The 12,914-nt window shown below is 72.4% G+C and carries 12 protein-coding genes; all 12 read right to left on the reverse strand.

The features are described 5' to 3' along the window. Positions 1 to 6: 6 nt before the first annotated feature. Genes AIIKEEIJ_RS14460 through AIIKEEIJ_RS14515 form a run of 12 tightly spaced genes read right to left on the reverse strand, consistent with a single transcriptional unit; the run spans position 7 to position 12,868 of the window. On the reverse strand, positions 7 to 558 hold the full coding sequence (locus AIIKEEIJ_RS14460; protein ID WP_006936213.1) for a DUF3558 domain-containing protein: 552 nt from the start codon (positions 556 to 558) through the stop codon (positions 7 to 9). After that, entirely contained in the window at positions 555 to 1,094 is a 540-nt protein-coding gene (locus tag AIIKEEIJ_RS14465) for a DUF3558 domain-containing protein (protein WP_050035583.1), read from the reverse strand. The genes AIIKEEIJ_RS14460 and AIIKEEIJ_RS14465 overlap by 4 nt, the downstream gene beginning before the upstream one ends. A gap of 9 nt (positions 1,095 to 1,103) precedes the next feature. Next, the gene (locus AIIKEEIJ_RS14470) at positions 1,104 to 1,733 is read right to left on the reverse strand and encodes a TetR/AcrR family transcriptional regulator (RefSeq protein ID WP_006936211.1); all 630 of its coding nucleotides are present in this window, start codon (positions 1,731 to 1,733) and stop codon (positions 1,104 to 1,106) included. Next, complete coding sequence (locus tag AIIKEEIJ_RS14475) at positions 1,730 to 2,386, reverse strand: TetR/AcrR family transcriptional regulator (protein WP_006936210.1); 657 nt, start codon at positions 2,384 to 2,386, stop codon at positions 1,730 to 1,732. Before AIIKEEIJ_RS14475 ends, AIIKEEIJ_RS14470 begins: the two co-directional genes overlap by 4 nt. A 10-nt stretch (positions 2,387 to 2,396) precedes the next feature. Continuing rightward, positions 2,397 to 3,446 (reverse strand): LLM class F420-dependent oxidoreductase, encoded by a 1,050-nt coding sequence (locus AIIKEEIJ_RS14480; RefSeq protein ID WP_161995942.1) that lies wholly within the window; start codon positions 3,444 to 3,446, stop codon positions 2,397 to 2,399. Between the two features lie 60 nt (positions 3,447 to 3,506). After that, positions 3,507 to 4,286: an enoyl-CoA hydratase family protein gene (locus AIIKEEIJ_RS14485; RefSeq protein ID WP_029545024.1), complete on the reverse strand. Its 780-nt coding sequence runs from the start codon at positions 4,284 to 4,286 to the stop codon at positions 3,507 to 3,509. A gap of 11 nt (positions 4,287 to 4,297) precedes the next feature. Beyond that, positions 4,298 to 5,458, reverse strand: a complete 1,161-nt coding sequence (locus tag AIIKEEIJ_RS14490; RefSeq protein ID WP_161995943.1) for an acyl-CoA dehydrogenase family protein — start codon at positions 5,456 to 5,458, stop codon at positions 4,298 to 4,300. A 2-nt stretch (positions 5,459 to 5,460) separates the two neighbouring features. Next, the gene (locus tag AIIKEEIJ_RS14495) at positions 5,461 to 7,563 is read right to left on the reverse strand and encodes an acetyl/propionyl/methylcrotonyl-CoA carboxylase subunit alpha (protein WP_161995944.1); all 2,103 of its coding nucleotides are present in this window, start codon (positions 7,561 to 7,563) and stop codon (positions 5,461 to 5,463) included. A gap of 7 nt (positions 7,564 to 7,570) precedes the next feature. After that, a complete protein-coding gene (locus tag AIIKEEIJ_RS14500) occupies positions 7,571 to 9,169 on the reverse strand; it encodes an acyl-CoA carboxylase subunit beta (RefSeq protein WP_006931255.1) in 1,599 nt (532 codons plus the stop codon). Further along, entirely contained in the window at positions 9,166 to 10,323 is a 1,158-nt protein-coding gene (locus tag AIIKEEIJ_RS14505) for an acyl-CoA dehydrogenase family protein (protein ID WP_161995945.1), read from the reverse strand. Before AIIKEEIJ_RS14505 ends, AIIKEEIJ_RS14500 begins: the two co-directional genes overlap by 4 nt. Further along, positions 10,320 to 12,080 (reverse strand): acyclic terpene utilization AtuA family protein, encoded by a 1,761-nt coding sequence (locus tag AIIKEEIJ_RS14510; protein ID WP_161995946.1) that lies wholly within the window; start codon positions 12,078 to 12,080, stop codon positions 10,320 to 10,322. The genes AIIKEEIJ_RS14505 and AIIKEEIJ_RS14510 overlap by 4 nt, the downstream gene beginning before the upstream one ends. Next, the gene (locus tag AIIKEEIJ_RS14515; protein WP_029545033.1) at positions 12,077 to 12,868 is read right to left on the reverse strand and encodes a TIGR03084 family metal-binding protein; all 792 of its coding nucleotides are present in this window, start codon (positions 12,866 to 12,868) and stop codon (positions 12,077 to 12,079) included. The genes AIIKEEIJ_RS14510 and AIIKEEIJ_RS14515 overlap by 4 nt, the downstream gene beginning before the upstream one ends. Positions 12,869 to 12,914: the final 46 nt, after the last annotated feature.

Genomic DNA, 12,914 nt, shown 5'->3' on the forward strand with positions numbered 1-12,914 from the left:
CGTGGCTCAACTGCTGAGGTCGAGGGTCAGTCGGGCCAGCGTGACGGCCGCCGCACACGGATCGGGAGGCGCCGAACCGGGCGCGTACTGCACCCACCAGCCGAAGATCCCCGTCGTGGACGCTCCGGCGGAGATCCCGCAGGACGCCGGGTCGTCGGGCGGGCGCATCAGCACGGCCCGCCGGCCCTCCACGGTCGTGTTCTCCACCGCGTATCCCAGCCGTTGCGCCGTCCCCCGCTCGGTGTCGAGGGACCCGGTCTCGAACCAGTTGAAGGTGACCTTCGCCGTCGCCCCCGCACCTGCGGTGTCCCACCGGCAGATCGCCCCGAAGAACCCGCGCTCGATCGCCTCGACGCCGACCGCCTCCGCGATCTGCTCGTCGGTGACGGCATCGCACTCGGTGAGCAGGCGCGTGAACTCGGCGGAGGCGCCGCCCGCTCCGGCCCCCTCCGGCACGGCCTGCCCCTCGATCGTGCTGCCGCACCCGGCGAGCACCGCGGCCAGGGCCAGCAGCGACGGCAGCGTCGCCACCCGCGTCGTCCGCGTCGTCCGCTTCACCGCTGTGCCCTTTCCGCGCTGAGCTCGGCCAGGTCGCGGGCCACCACGCACGCGTCCGCGGCCGGCGTGAAGAGCCCGTACGTGACGGACCAGTGCACGAAGTCGCCCCCGAACTGCACGCCGATCTCGCACAGCACGGTCTGCCCGAAGTCGTTCTGCGCCGAGCCCTGGAAGCCCGGGTTGCCGTCGATCTCCACGTCGATCGCGGGCCGGCCGATCAGGTCGGAACCGGCGCGTTCGCGGCCGATCGGGCTGCCGCGGTACCAGGAGAACGTCACGCTCGGGCCGCCCGCCCCGACGAGTTCCCACTCGCATCCCACCGAGTTGCGGGTGACCTGCACGAACGACCCCAGCCCGAAGGCCCGGGCCACCTCGTCGTCGGTGACCGACCCGCACGCGCCGAAGAACGGGCCCGGCTCGGTCACCTGCAGGGTGGGCGACGCGCCGGCCGGGCCCTCGGCCGGGTCCGAGCCGCACCCGGCGACGACGGCACCGACGAGTCCGAAGACCGCGACCGTGGCCAGCTTGGGAGGCATGCCACAAACCTAACCGGCCGGGTGCTGCGCCGCCGAACGCTGCCGGGCCGCGTCGAGCACCGTGTCGAGCTGCGCGGCCCAGTGCCGGACGATCTCGGCCCGGCGCCGCGAATCGTCGGTGAGGACGTCGGCGAGGCCGAGGCCACGTGCGAGGTCGAGGGTGGCCTGCACCATGCGGTGCACCGTCGCGTCGGACTCGTCCACGCCGAGCTGCTCGACGGCGACGCGGTGGGCGACGCGGCCGAAGTGTTCCTCGAGGGGGACGATGCGGGCCCGCAGTTCCGGATCGGCCGCCGCGGCCGTCCACACCTGCAGCGCCGCCTTGAACAGGGTGCCGGTGTAGTAGTCGACGAGCCGGCGCACCACGGCCTCGGTACGGGCGGCCCCCAGGGGCAGGTCCACGGTGTCGCGGCGGGCGAGATCCATACGGCTGTCGAACATGAACTCGAGCGCCGCGGTGATGAGGTCCTCCCGGGTCGGGAAGTGGTGCTGGGCCGCGCCGCGGGACACGCCCGCCCGCTCGGCGACCACCCCCACCGTGGTCGCGCCCCACCCCAGCTCCGCGAGGCAGTCGATGCTCGCCTCGAGCAGCCGGCGGCGCGTGACCCGGCTCCGATCCTGCTTGGGCTGCCGGGTCATCGCAGCGCGCCCCCGGCGGCGGAATCCCCGGGTTCGTCGTCCACCAGGACCCGTTCCATCTGGCGACGCCACACCGCCAGCTGGGGTTCGGTCAGCGGGTCGCGGGGGTCGATGGCGTAACCGAGGGCCGCCCCGCGCATCGCCTGATAGATCAGGTCGCGCACCTCGGCGAACCGGGGGCGGTTCGCGATCTCCGGACCGAAGTTCGCGGTCGTCTGCTCCTTGATCATCCGGCCCAGGAGGCGTTCGAGCGGCAGCAGCTCGGCCCGAAGTTCCTCGTGGCCGCGCGCGGCGAGCCACAGCTCCATCGACGCCCAGAAGTACGGCTGCCGGAAGTTCCACCACATCCGGTCGACCGCGGCGGCGATACGTTCGACCGGGTCGGCGGGCCAGGGATGGTCGCCGTCGAGGCCCTGGACCCCCTGGGCGGCGAGGTGGTGCACGGCGGCGACGAGCAGGGCGTCCCGCGACGGGTAGTGGTGCAGCAGCCGCCCGCGGGACACGCCGGCCGCCTCCTGGATGCGCACGGTGGTGGCGTTGGAGTAACCGTGCTCGACGAGCACGGCCACCGCCGCGTCGAGGATCCGCTTGCGGGTGGCACGGCTGCGCTCCTGCTCGCCGCGACGGCGGACATCCGGGGACGGGCTGCTCATGGCGATCAGACTAGGCAGGCCGGCGCGTCAGCTCGCGGAGGGTGACCGTCGAGGCGAGGCGCCCGGCCCGGGTGTCCTCGAGGGCCATGATGTTGATCGTGGTGACTCCGCCGGCCTCGAACGCGGCGAGGCGCTCGGCGACGTGACTGCGCGGGCCAACGAGGCACACGCCGTCGATCAACTCGTCGGGGATCGCCGCCTCGGCCTCCTTCTTCCGCCCGGCCAGGTAGAGGTCCTGAACGGTCTCGGCCTCGCGCTCGAAGCCGTAGGTGCGGGCGAGCTGGTTGTAGAAGTTCTTGCCCTTGGCGCCCATTCCGCCCAGGTACAGCGCCAGGTGGGGCCGGGCGCGGTCGCGCAGCTCGGCGACGTTGTCCCCGATCCCGACCTGGACGTTGACCACCACCTCGAGCTCCCCGAGCGCCGGGTCCCGCTTCGCCTTGCCCTCGGCGAGCGCGTCGCCCCATACCCGGTGCGCGTGCTCGGGGAAGAAGAACACCGGCTCCCAGGCCTCGGCGATCTCGGCGGCGAGGGCGACGTTCTTCGGGCCGAGCGCGGCGATCATGATCGGAATGCGTTCGCGAACCGGCTGATTGATGAGCTTGAGGGGCTTGCCGAGCCCGGTGCCGCGGTCGGTCGGCAGCGGGATCGTGTACTTGCGGCCGGCGTATTCGAGCTTCTCGCGCCGCCACACGGCCCGGCAGATGTCGACGACCTCGCGGGTCCGCTGCAGGGGCGCGTCGTACGGCACGCCGTGGAAGCCCTCCATCACCTGCGGGCCGGACGCCCCGAGGCCGAGCACGAAGCGGCCGCCGGAGACGTAGTCCATGCCGGCGGCCGTCATCGCGAGCAGCGACGGCGTGCGGGTGTAGATCGGCACGACGCCCGTGCCGAGCTGCACCGTCGAGGTGCGCGCGGCCAGGTAGCCGAGCTGGCTGAAGGCGTCGAAGCTGTACGCCTCGGCGACGAACGCGATGTCGAGCCCCACCGATTCGAGTTCGACGATCTCGTCGACGACCTGCCGGAAGTCACCCGCGTAGTCGGGCTGGATGCCGAGTTTCATGACAGCCACTGTCGTACACCCACCACTATCCAGTCAACCCTGACCGTTTTACGGACCGTGTCACGACCGGCTCCACGACGGCGGCCGCTTCTGCAGGAACGCGGTCATCCCCTCGACCGCCTCCGCGGAGCCGAACAGCCGCGCCGACTGCTCCGCCAGCTCGTCGCCGTACCGGTCGAAGTCGGCGAGCATCCGCATCGTGGTGAGCCGCTTGGATTCGCCGAGCCCCTGCGGCGAGCATTCCCGCAGCTGGGCGAGGATCTCCCCCACCGACGCCTGCGGATCGTCGGTCTCGACGGTGACCAGGCCGATCGCCGCTGCCACCTCCGGCCCGAACCGCTCACCGGTGAGGAAGTAGCGGCTCGCGGCACGGGAGGTGAGCCGCGGCAGCACCGTCAGCGAGATGATCGACGCCGCCAGCCCCAGCCGGGCCTCGGTCAACGCGAACGTCGACCGGGGCCCGGCGACGGCGAGGTCGCATGCGCCGACCAACCCCATGCCGCCGGCGCGCACGTGCCCGTCGATCCGCCCGATCACCGGCTTGGGCAGCTCCAGGATCGACCGCAGCACCGCCGTCATCTCCCGCGTCCGGGCGGCAGCCGCCGCCGCGGCGCCGCCCTCCGCGGTGCTCGCCTCGCTCAGATCGGCGCCGGCACAGAAGGTGCCGCCCTCATGGGTGAGCACGACCGCGCGGACCCCGTCGTCGGCGGCCGCGTCGGCGAGGCCCTGCCGGAGCTGCGCCACGAGCCTGGCGGAGATCGCGTTGCGGTTGTGCGGCGAGTCGAGAGTCAGGGTGGCGAATCCCTCGCTCACGTCGTACCGGACGAACGTCTCGGACACCGGCGCTCCCCTCAGTACGACCGGGGCAGGCCCAGCGAGTGCTGGGACACGAAGTTGAGGATCATCTCCCGGCTCACCGGCGCCACCCGCGCGATCCGCGCCGCGCCGAGCATCGCGGCAAGCCCGTACTCGCGGGTGAGCCCACCGCCGCCGTGCGTCTGGATCGCCTGGTCGAGCGACTTGATGCTGGCCTCGGCCGCGGCGTACTTGGCCATGTTCGCGGCCTCGGCGGCGCCGAAGTCGTCGCCGCTGTCGTACAGCACCGCAGCCTTCTGCATCATCAGCTTGGCCAGTTCGAGCTCGATCTTGCACTGCGCGAGCGGATGCGCGATGCCCTGGTGCGCCCCGATCGGCGACTTCCACACGGTCCGTTCGTTGGCGTACCGCACCGCCGCGTCCAGCGCGTAGCGGCCCATGCCCACGGCCATCGCCGCGCCGAGGATCCGCTCGGGGTTCAGGCCGGCGAACAGCTGCATCAGCGCGGCGTCCGGCTCCCCCACCAGCGCGTCCGCCGGCAGGCGCACGTCGTCGAGGAACAGGATGAACTGGCGGTCCGGTTCGACGATGTCCATCTCCATCGGCGTCTTGACGAAGTTGTCCGCGTCGGTGGGGACGATGAACAGCGCCGGCCGCAGCTTGCCGCTCTTCGCGTCCTCGGTGCGGGCCACGATGAGCACCGCGTCGGCCTGGTCCACACCGGAGATGTAGATCTTGCTGCCGCGCAGGATCCAGTCCTCCCCGTCGCGCCGCGCGACGGTGGTGATCTCGTGCGAGTTCGAGCCGGCGTCGGGCTCGGTGATGCCGAACGCCATGATCTTCGAGCCGTCGGCGAGCGCGGGCAGCCAGCGTTGCTTCTGCTCGTCGGTGCCGAACTTGGCGATGATGGTGCCGCAGATGGCCGGCGAGACCACCACCAGCAGCAGCCCGCAGCCCTGCGCGGCGAGTTCCTCCTGGACCAGGGCGAGTTCGTAGATGCCGGCCCCGCCGCCGCCGTACTCCTCGGGCAGGTTCACGCCCAGGAAGCCGAGCTGGGCGGCCTCGCGCCACAGCTCGGTCAGCGGTTCGCCCTTGCGGGCCTTCGGCAGCACGTAGTCGACGTAGTTGTAGCGCTTGGCCAGGCCCGCGACCGCGGCGCGCAGCTGCTTCTGCTCGTCGGTTTCGATGACGCTCATGGTTACTCCTCGATGTCGGCCGGGGCGGACGGTTCGCCGGACTCGGCGGGGGTGACGACGGCCAGCACGGCGCCCAGTTCGACCTGGGTGCCGACGGCGACGGGCAGCTCGGTGAGCACGCCCGCGGTGGGGGCCTTGACGATGTGTTCCATCTTCATCGCCTCGAGCCAGAGGACCGGTTGCCCGGCGGTGACCGCATCGCCGACCGCGGCCCCGATCCGGATCACCGAGCCGGGCATCGGGGCGAGCAGCGAACCCGCGGCGACGTGGGCGGAGGGTTCGACGAACCGGGGGATCGCGCGCAGCCGTACCGGGCCGAGCGACGAGTCCACATGCACCGCGTCGCCGTAGCGCGCGACGTGGAACTGCCGTTGCACGCCGTCGATCGCGAGCACCACCCGGCGCTCGGTGTGCGCGACGAGGACGACGCCGGGATGGTCGTCGGCAATCAGCCCGGACCGGGTGAGCCGGTACCGCACCTCGTGTGCACCGCGGTCGCCCTCGTACCGTTTGACCTGCGGCTGCGACGGCAGGTTGCGCCAGCCGCTCGGCAGGCCGCGGGCGACCGTCGCGGCCGCGCGGTGGGCGGCGGCGTCCGCCAGGGCCGCGGCGAGCGCGGACAGCGATTCGGCCCCGGCGTCGGCGAGCGGCGCGGCGAGCGTGTCGAGCCCGTGGGTGTCGAAGAAGGCGGTGTCGGTGTTGCCGGCGAGGAATTCGGGATGCCGCAGCACGTTCACCAGCAGGTCCCGGTTGGTGCGCAGGCCGTGCACCTCGGCGCGGGCCAGCGACGTCGCGAGCATCCGCGCCGCGCGGCCCCGGGTCGGGGCGTACGAGATCACCTTGGCGAGCATCGGGTCGTAGTGCACGCCCACCGCCGAACCGTCCTCGACGCCGGAGTCCAGGCGCAGCCCGGGCTCGCGCAGCACCTCGAACGCGGCGACGCGGCCGGGCAGCGCGAGACGGTGCACCGTGCCGGACTGCGGCCGCCAGTCCTGTGCCGGGTCCTCCGCGTAGAGCCGCACCTCGATCGAATGTCCGCTCGCCGGCGGGGGTTCGGGCTCGAGGCGGGCGCCGGCGGCGACCTGCAACTGCAGATCGACGAGGTCGAGGCCGGTGGTGCACTCGGTGACCGGGTGCTCGACCTGCAGGCGGGTGTTCATCTCGAGGAAGAAGAACTCGCCGTCCGCCGAGCTCCCCGTCGCTTCGCTCGCCCCGGTGACATTCCCCGTCGCTTCGCTCGCCCCGGTGACATTCCCCGTCGCTTCGCTCGCCCCGGTCGCGAGGAACTCGACGGTGCCCGCGCCCTCGTAGTCGATGGCCTGCGCGGCGCGCCGGGCCGCCGCGAACAGCCGCTCCCGCATCCCGGGCGTGGCCTCGACGAGCGGCGACGGCGCCTCCTCGACCACCTTCTGGTGGCGGCGCTGGATCGAGCACTCCCGCTCCCCCACCGCCCACACGGTCCCGTGCCGGTCCGCGAGGACCTGCACCTCGATGTGCCGGCCCGTTTCGAGGAAGCGCTCGCAGAACACCGTCGGATCGCCGAACGCGGACTGCGCCTCGCGCCGGGCCGCGGCGAGCTGGTCGGGCAGCTCGGCCAGGTCGCGGACCACCCGCATGCCGCGGCCGCCGCCCCCGGCGGACGCCTTGATCAGCACGGGCAGGTCGGCCTCGGTCACCGCGGCAGGGTCCAGCTCGGCCAGCACCGGCACACCGGCGTCGGCCATGATCTTCTTGGCCTCGACCTTCGAACCCATCCGGGCAATCGAGTCCGGGCCCGGCCCGATCCAGGTCAACCCCGCGTCGAGGACCGCCCGCGCGAATTCGGCGTTCTCCGAGAGGAACCCGTAACCCGGGTGGATCGCGTCGGCCCCCGCCGCGCGGGCGGCGGCGATGATCGCCTCGCCGCGCAGGTAGGTATCGGCGGGGGCGGTGCCGGGCAGGCGCACCGCGGCGTCGGCCTCGGCGATGTGGGGGCTGCCGGCGTCCGCGTCGGAGAACACCGCGACGGTGCCGAGGCCGGCGCGCCGGCAGGAGGCGAACACCCGGCGGGCGATCTCGCCGCGGTTGGCGACGAGCACGGTGGTGACGGTATCGGTGTGGTTCACTGCTGCCTCACATCCGGAAGACACCGAAGCTGTCGGTGCCCTCGATCGGCGCGTTGGCGATGGCCGACAGGCACATCCCCACCACGGTGCGGGTGTCGCGCGGGTCGATGACCCCGTCGTCGTAGAGCCGGCCGGACAGGAACATCGGCAGCGACTCCGCCTCGATCTGGTTCTCGATCGCCGCACGCATCGCCTCGTCGGCGGCCTCGTCGAAGGCCTGGCCGCGCGCCTGGGCGGCGGCGCGTCCGACGATGGAGATGACACCGGCGAGCTGGGCGCCGCCCATCACCGCGGATTTGGCGCTGGGCCAGGCGAACAGGAACCGCGGGTCGAACGCCCGGCCGCACATGCCGTAGTGGCCGGCCCCGTAGGAGGCGCCGAGCAGGATCGAGATGTGGGGCACCGTCGAGTTGGAGACGGCATTGATCATCATCGAGCCGTGCTTGATCATGCCGCGTTCCTCGTACTCGCGGCCGACCATGTAGCCGGTGGTGTTGTGCAGGAACAGCAGTGGCGTATTCGCGCGGTTGGCGAGCTGGATGAACTGGGTGGCCTTCTGGGATTCCTCGCTGAACAGCACGCCGCGGGCGTTGGCGAGGATGCCCACCGGGTAGCCGTGCAGACGGGCCCAGCCGGTGACGAGCGACGACCCGTAGAGCGGCTTGAACTCGTCGAAGTCGGAATCGTCGACGATGCGGGCGATCACCTCGCGGGGGTCGAACGGCACCTTGAGGTCGGCGGGCACGATTCCGAGCAGTTCCTCGGGGTCGTAACGCGGTTCGCGCACGTCGGGGTGGGGTTCGGGGCCCTGCTTGCGCCAGTTCAGGCGACGGACGATGCCCCGGCCGATCCGGATCGCATCGGGCTCGTCGACCGCGTAGTAGTCGGCCAGCCCGGAGGTGCGGGCGTGCATCTCCGCGCCGCCGAGGGATTCGTCGTCGGATTCCTCGCCCGTGGCCATCTTCACCAGCGGCGGTCCGGCGAGGAACACCTTCGAGCGCTTCTCGATCATCACCACGTGATCCGACATGCCGGGAATGTAGGCGCCGCCCGCGGTGGAGTTGCCGAACACCAGCGCGATGGTGGGGATGCCGGCGGCGGACAGCTGCGTCAGGTCGCGGAACATGCGTCCGCCGGGGATGAACACCTCCTTCTGGGTGGGCAGGTCGGCGCCGCCCGACTCGACGAGGGAGATCACCGGCAGCCGGTTCTGCATCGCGATGTCGTTGGCGCGGAACCCCTTCCGCAGGGTCCACGGGTTGCTGGTGCCGCCGCGGACGGTGGGGTCGTTGGCGACGATCAGGCATTCGACGCCCTCGACGACGCCGATCCCGGTGACGGTGCTGCCGCCGACCGGGAACTCGGTGCCCCACGCCGCGAGCGGGGACAGCTCGAGGAACGGGGAATCCGGGTCGAGCAGCAGTTCGATGCGTTCGCGCGGGAGCAGCTTGCCGCGTTCGTGGTGGCGCCGGACGTACTTCTCCCCGCCGCCGGCGAGGGCCTTGGCGTGCTCGGTCTCGAGTGCGGCCAGTTCGGCGGTCATCGCCGAGGCCGCGGCGGCGTACTCTGCCGAGGCCGGGTCGAGGGTCGTCTGCAGGATGCTCACGAGGTGTACCCCAATCGTTTCGCCGCGAGCTCGGTGAGAATCTCGGTGGTGCCGCCGCCGATGCCGAGGATGCGCATGTCGCGGTACTGCCGTTCGACCTCGGACTCGGCCATGTAGCCGAGTCCGCCGAACAGCTGCACGGCCTGGTTCGCGACCCATTCGCCGGCCTCGACGGCGGTGTTCTTGGCGAAGCACACCTCGGCGACGAGGTCGCCGTCGCCGACGAGGGCTCGCTCGACGACCCGCCGGCCGTACACGCGCGCGACGTCGACGCGCCGGGCCATCTCGGCGAGGGTGCGCTGCACCGACTGCCGGGAGATCAGCGGCCGGCCGAACGTCTCGCGGTCGCGGCACCACGCCACGGTGAGGTCCAGACACCGCTGTGCGCTCGAATAGGCTTGGGCCGCAAGGGCAATCCGCTCCGAGACGAAGGCCTGGGCGATCTGCGCGAAGCCGCTGTTCTCGGTGCCGACGAGATTCTCGACGGGCACGCGCACGTCGACGAACGACAGTTCGGCGGTGTCGGAGGCACGCCAGCCCATCTTGTCGAGCTTGCGCGAGACGGTGAATCCTTCGGCGCCCTTCTCGATCACCAGCAGCGAGATCCCGGCAGCGCCGGGACGTTCGCTGCCGCCGGTGCGCACGGCGGTCACCACGAAGTCCGCGCGGCAGCCGGAGGTGATGTAGGTCTTGGCGCCGTTGACGACGTAGTGGTCGCCGTCGCGGACGGCGGTGGTGGTCAGGTGCCCCACGTCGGAGCCGCCGCCGGGTTCGGTGATCGCGAGGGAGCCGATGAGCTCGCCCGCGAGGGTCGGCTCGACCCACTTCGCGATCTGCACCTCGTCGCCGGCGGCGACGAGGTGCGGCAGGGCGATGCCGCAGGTGAACAGGGAGGCGAAGGCGCCACCGGAGGCGCCGGCCTCGTGGAATGCCTCGCACACGGTGAGAGTGTCCGCCGCGTCGCCGCCGGACCCCCCGACGACCTCGGGGAATCCGGCGCCGAGAAGTCCGAGGGCGGCGGCCTTCTTGTGCAGGTCGCGGGGCAGTTCGCCGTCGCGCTCCCACGCGGCGAGGTGCGGCAGGACCTCGCGCTGGACGAAGGAGTGGACGGTCGAGCGCAGGTCGCGGCGTTCGGGGGTGTCCCAGATGCTCACTCGGGGTTCTCCATCTCGGGGTTCTCCATCTCGGGGTCCTCCAGGAGGGTCTCGGGGATGTAGAGGTATCTGCTGCGCAGCCACTCGCCGAGGCCCTTGGCCTGCGGGTCGAAGCGGGCCTGTGAGGCGACGCCGCGGCCGAGGATGCCCTCGATCACAAAGTTCACCGCCCGCAGGTTCGGCAGCACGTGACGGGTCACGATGAGGTTCTTCGACTCGGGCAGAAGGGTTTTCAGCGCGTCGACGGTGAGGGTGTGCACCAGCCAGCGCCACTGGTCGTCGGTGCGCACCCACACCCCCACGTTCGCGTCGCCGCCCTTGTCGCCGCTGCGGGCGCCGGCGACGAGCCCGAGCGGCGCGTGCCGGGTGGGCCCCGCGGGGAGCGGCGCGGGCAGCTCGGGCTCGGCGACGGGTTCGAGTGGGCGCGTCGGGGTGACGGGCGGGATCGGGACGCGGCTGCCGTCGGGCAGGACCGCCGTGTGCGGCACCTCGGCGGCGTCGACGTAGCCGGGCGTGAACACGGCGTACGGCTGGCCGTTGCCGGGCGGAGCGGTCAGCGAGAAGCCGGGGTAGCTGGCAAGCGCGTACTCGACGGCGACCGCGGAGAAGGCGCGGCCGACGACCTGCGGGTCGCGGTCGCGGACGGTGCAGCGCAGCAGGGCGCTGGCCGCCTCCTCCGTGTCGGCGTCCGGATGGTCGGTGCGGGCGAGGGTCCACTCGAGCTCGGCCGGACGCGCGGGCAGGCTCGCCTCCATCTGCCGGCGCACCAGCGCCGCCTTGGCCTCGATGTCGAGTCCGGTGAGGACGAACACCGCTTCGTTCCGGAATCCGGCGAGAGCGTTGAGGGAGACCTTCAGCGTCGGCGGGGGCGCCTCACCGCGGACCCCGGTGATGCGGACCCGGTCCGGCCCGACCTGGGTGAGCCGGACGGAGTCGAGGCGCGTCGTCACGTCGGGTCCGGCGTAGCGGCCACCGGTCACCTCGTACAGCAGCTGGGCGGTCACGGTGCCGACGGTGACCGCGCCGCCGGTGCCGGGGTGCTTGGTGATGGTGGAGCTGCCGTCGGCATCGATCTCGGCGATCGGGAAGCCGGGCCGGTCGAGGTCGGCGATCTCGGTGAAGAACGCGTAGTTGCCGCCGGTGGCCTGGGTACCGCACTCGATCACGTGTCCCGCCGCGACCGCACCGGCCAGGGCATCGAAATCGTCCCGGGCCCAGCCGAAGTGGGCGGCGGCCGGGCCGGCGATCACGGAGGCGTCGGTGACACGGCCGGTGACGACGATGTCGGCGCCGGCGGTGAGACACTCGGCGATGCCCCACGCCCCGAGGTAGGCGTTCGCGGTCAGCGGCGGCGGATCGGCGGCCAGGCCGAGTTCGGCGGCGCGGGCGATGAGGTCGTCGCCCTCGACGTACGCGACGGTGACGTCGAGTCCGAGCCGGCCGGCAAGCTCGCGCACGGCCGTCGCCAGCCCGGCGGGATTGAGCCCGCCGGCGTTGGCGACGATCCGCACGCCCTTGTCGACGGCGAGCCCGAGGCAGTCCTCGAGCTGGCGCAGGAACGTCTTGGCGTAGCCGAGCGCCGGGTCCTTCATCCGGTCCCGGCCGAGGATCAGCATGGTCAGCTCGGCGAGATAGTCACCGGTCAGGTAGTCGAGTTCCCCGCCCTCGAGCATCTCGCGCATGGCCGCGAGCCGGTCGCCGTAGAAGCCGGAGCAGTTCCCGATGCGCACCGCCCGTCCGGCCGTGGGGGCGCTCACGCGGTGGCTCCTTCCGGGGCGCGGCCGCCGCCGGGCGGTCCGGCGAACGCCTGCGCGAGGCCGAGCCACGCCTCGGCGTCGGGTCCGGTGGCGACGAGGTCGGTGTCGGCCCGGTGGATCCGCTGGGTCACCAGCCGGCAGAAGTCGAGGGCGGATCCGGTGACGGTCTGGGTGGCGGCGTCGGGCCCCCAGGTCCACTCCTGCCCGTCGGGGGCGGTGAGACGGACGCGGAACGGCTCGGCCGGCGGGGTGCGGCCGTGCACGGCGAAGGCGAAGTCGCGGGTGCGGACGCCGAGATGGGCGATGTGGCGCAGCCGGTGCGTGGGCGGGCGGGTGACGCCGAGCGCGTCGGCCACGTCGCCGCCGTGGGCCCAGGTCTCCATCAGCCGTGCCGTCGCCATGGAGGCCGCACTCATCGGCGGGCCGTACCAGACGATCTTGGTTCCGGCGGGGACGGCCGCGAGGGCGTCGGCGAGGGCGCGGCGGGCGGCACGCCAGTCGGCGAGCAACTCGGCCGGGGGGCGGCGGGCCTGTGCCCGCGCCCCGTCGTCGACGAACCCGTCCGGATCGGTGACCTCGCCGAGCCCGGCGACGAACGCCTCCGGGTCTTCGACGGCGGTGAGGGCGGCGCGATCGGTCCACAGCAGGTGTCCGATCTGGTGGGCGATGGTCCAGTCTTCGGCGGGGGTCGGGGTCGCCCAGCGCTCGTCCGGGAGGTCCGCGACGAGGGCGTCGAGGGACTCGCCCTCGGCACGCAGGTCGTCGAGAAGCGGTTGTAGCTCCGTCATGCGACCAGAGTCACACCCGGGGCGCAAAAAATCAAGCACTCGTGAT

The organism is Rhodococcus sp. YH1 (assembly GCF_009939605.1).
In the GTDB taxonomy this organism is placed as follows: Bacteria; Actinomycetota; Actinomycetes; order Mycobacteriales; family Mycobacteriaceae; genus Rhodococcus; species Rhodococcus aetherivorans.

What these genes read in the sequence shown, in the direction of transcription:
- AIIKEEIJ_RS14515 (WP_029545033.1), bottom strand. Translation starts at nt 12,868, where the DNA reads ATGACGGAGCTACAACCGCTTCTCGACGACCTGCGTGCCGAGGGCGAG.
- AIIKEEIJ_RS14480 (WP_161995942.1), bottom strand. Translation starts at nt 3,446, where the DNA reads ATGAAACTCGGCATCCAGCCCGACTACGCGGGTGACTTCCGGCAGGTC.
- AIIKEEIJ_RS14465 (WP_050035583.1), bottom strand. Translation starts at nt 1,094, where the DNA reads ATGCCTCCCAAGCTGGCCACGGTCGCGGTCTTCGGACTCGTCGGTGCC.
- AIIKEEIJ_RS14475 (WP_006936210.1), bottom strand. Translation starts at nt 2,386, where the DNA reads ATGAGCAGCCCGTCCCCGGATGTCCGCCGTCGCGGCGAGCAGGAGCGC.
- AIIKEEIJ_RS14490 (WP_161995943.1), bottom strand. Translation starts at nt 5,458, where the DNA reads ATGAGCGTCATCGAAACCGACGAGCAGAAGCAGCTGCGCGCCGCGGTC.
- AIIKEEIJ_RS14470 (WP_006936211.1), bottom strand. Translation starts at nt 1,733, where the DNA reads ATGACCCGGCAGCCCAAGCAGGATCGGAGCCGGGTCACGCGCCGCCGG.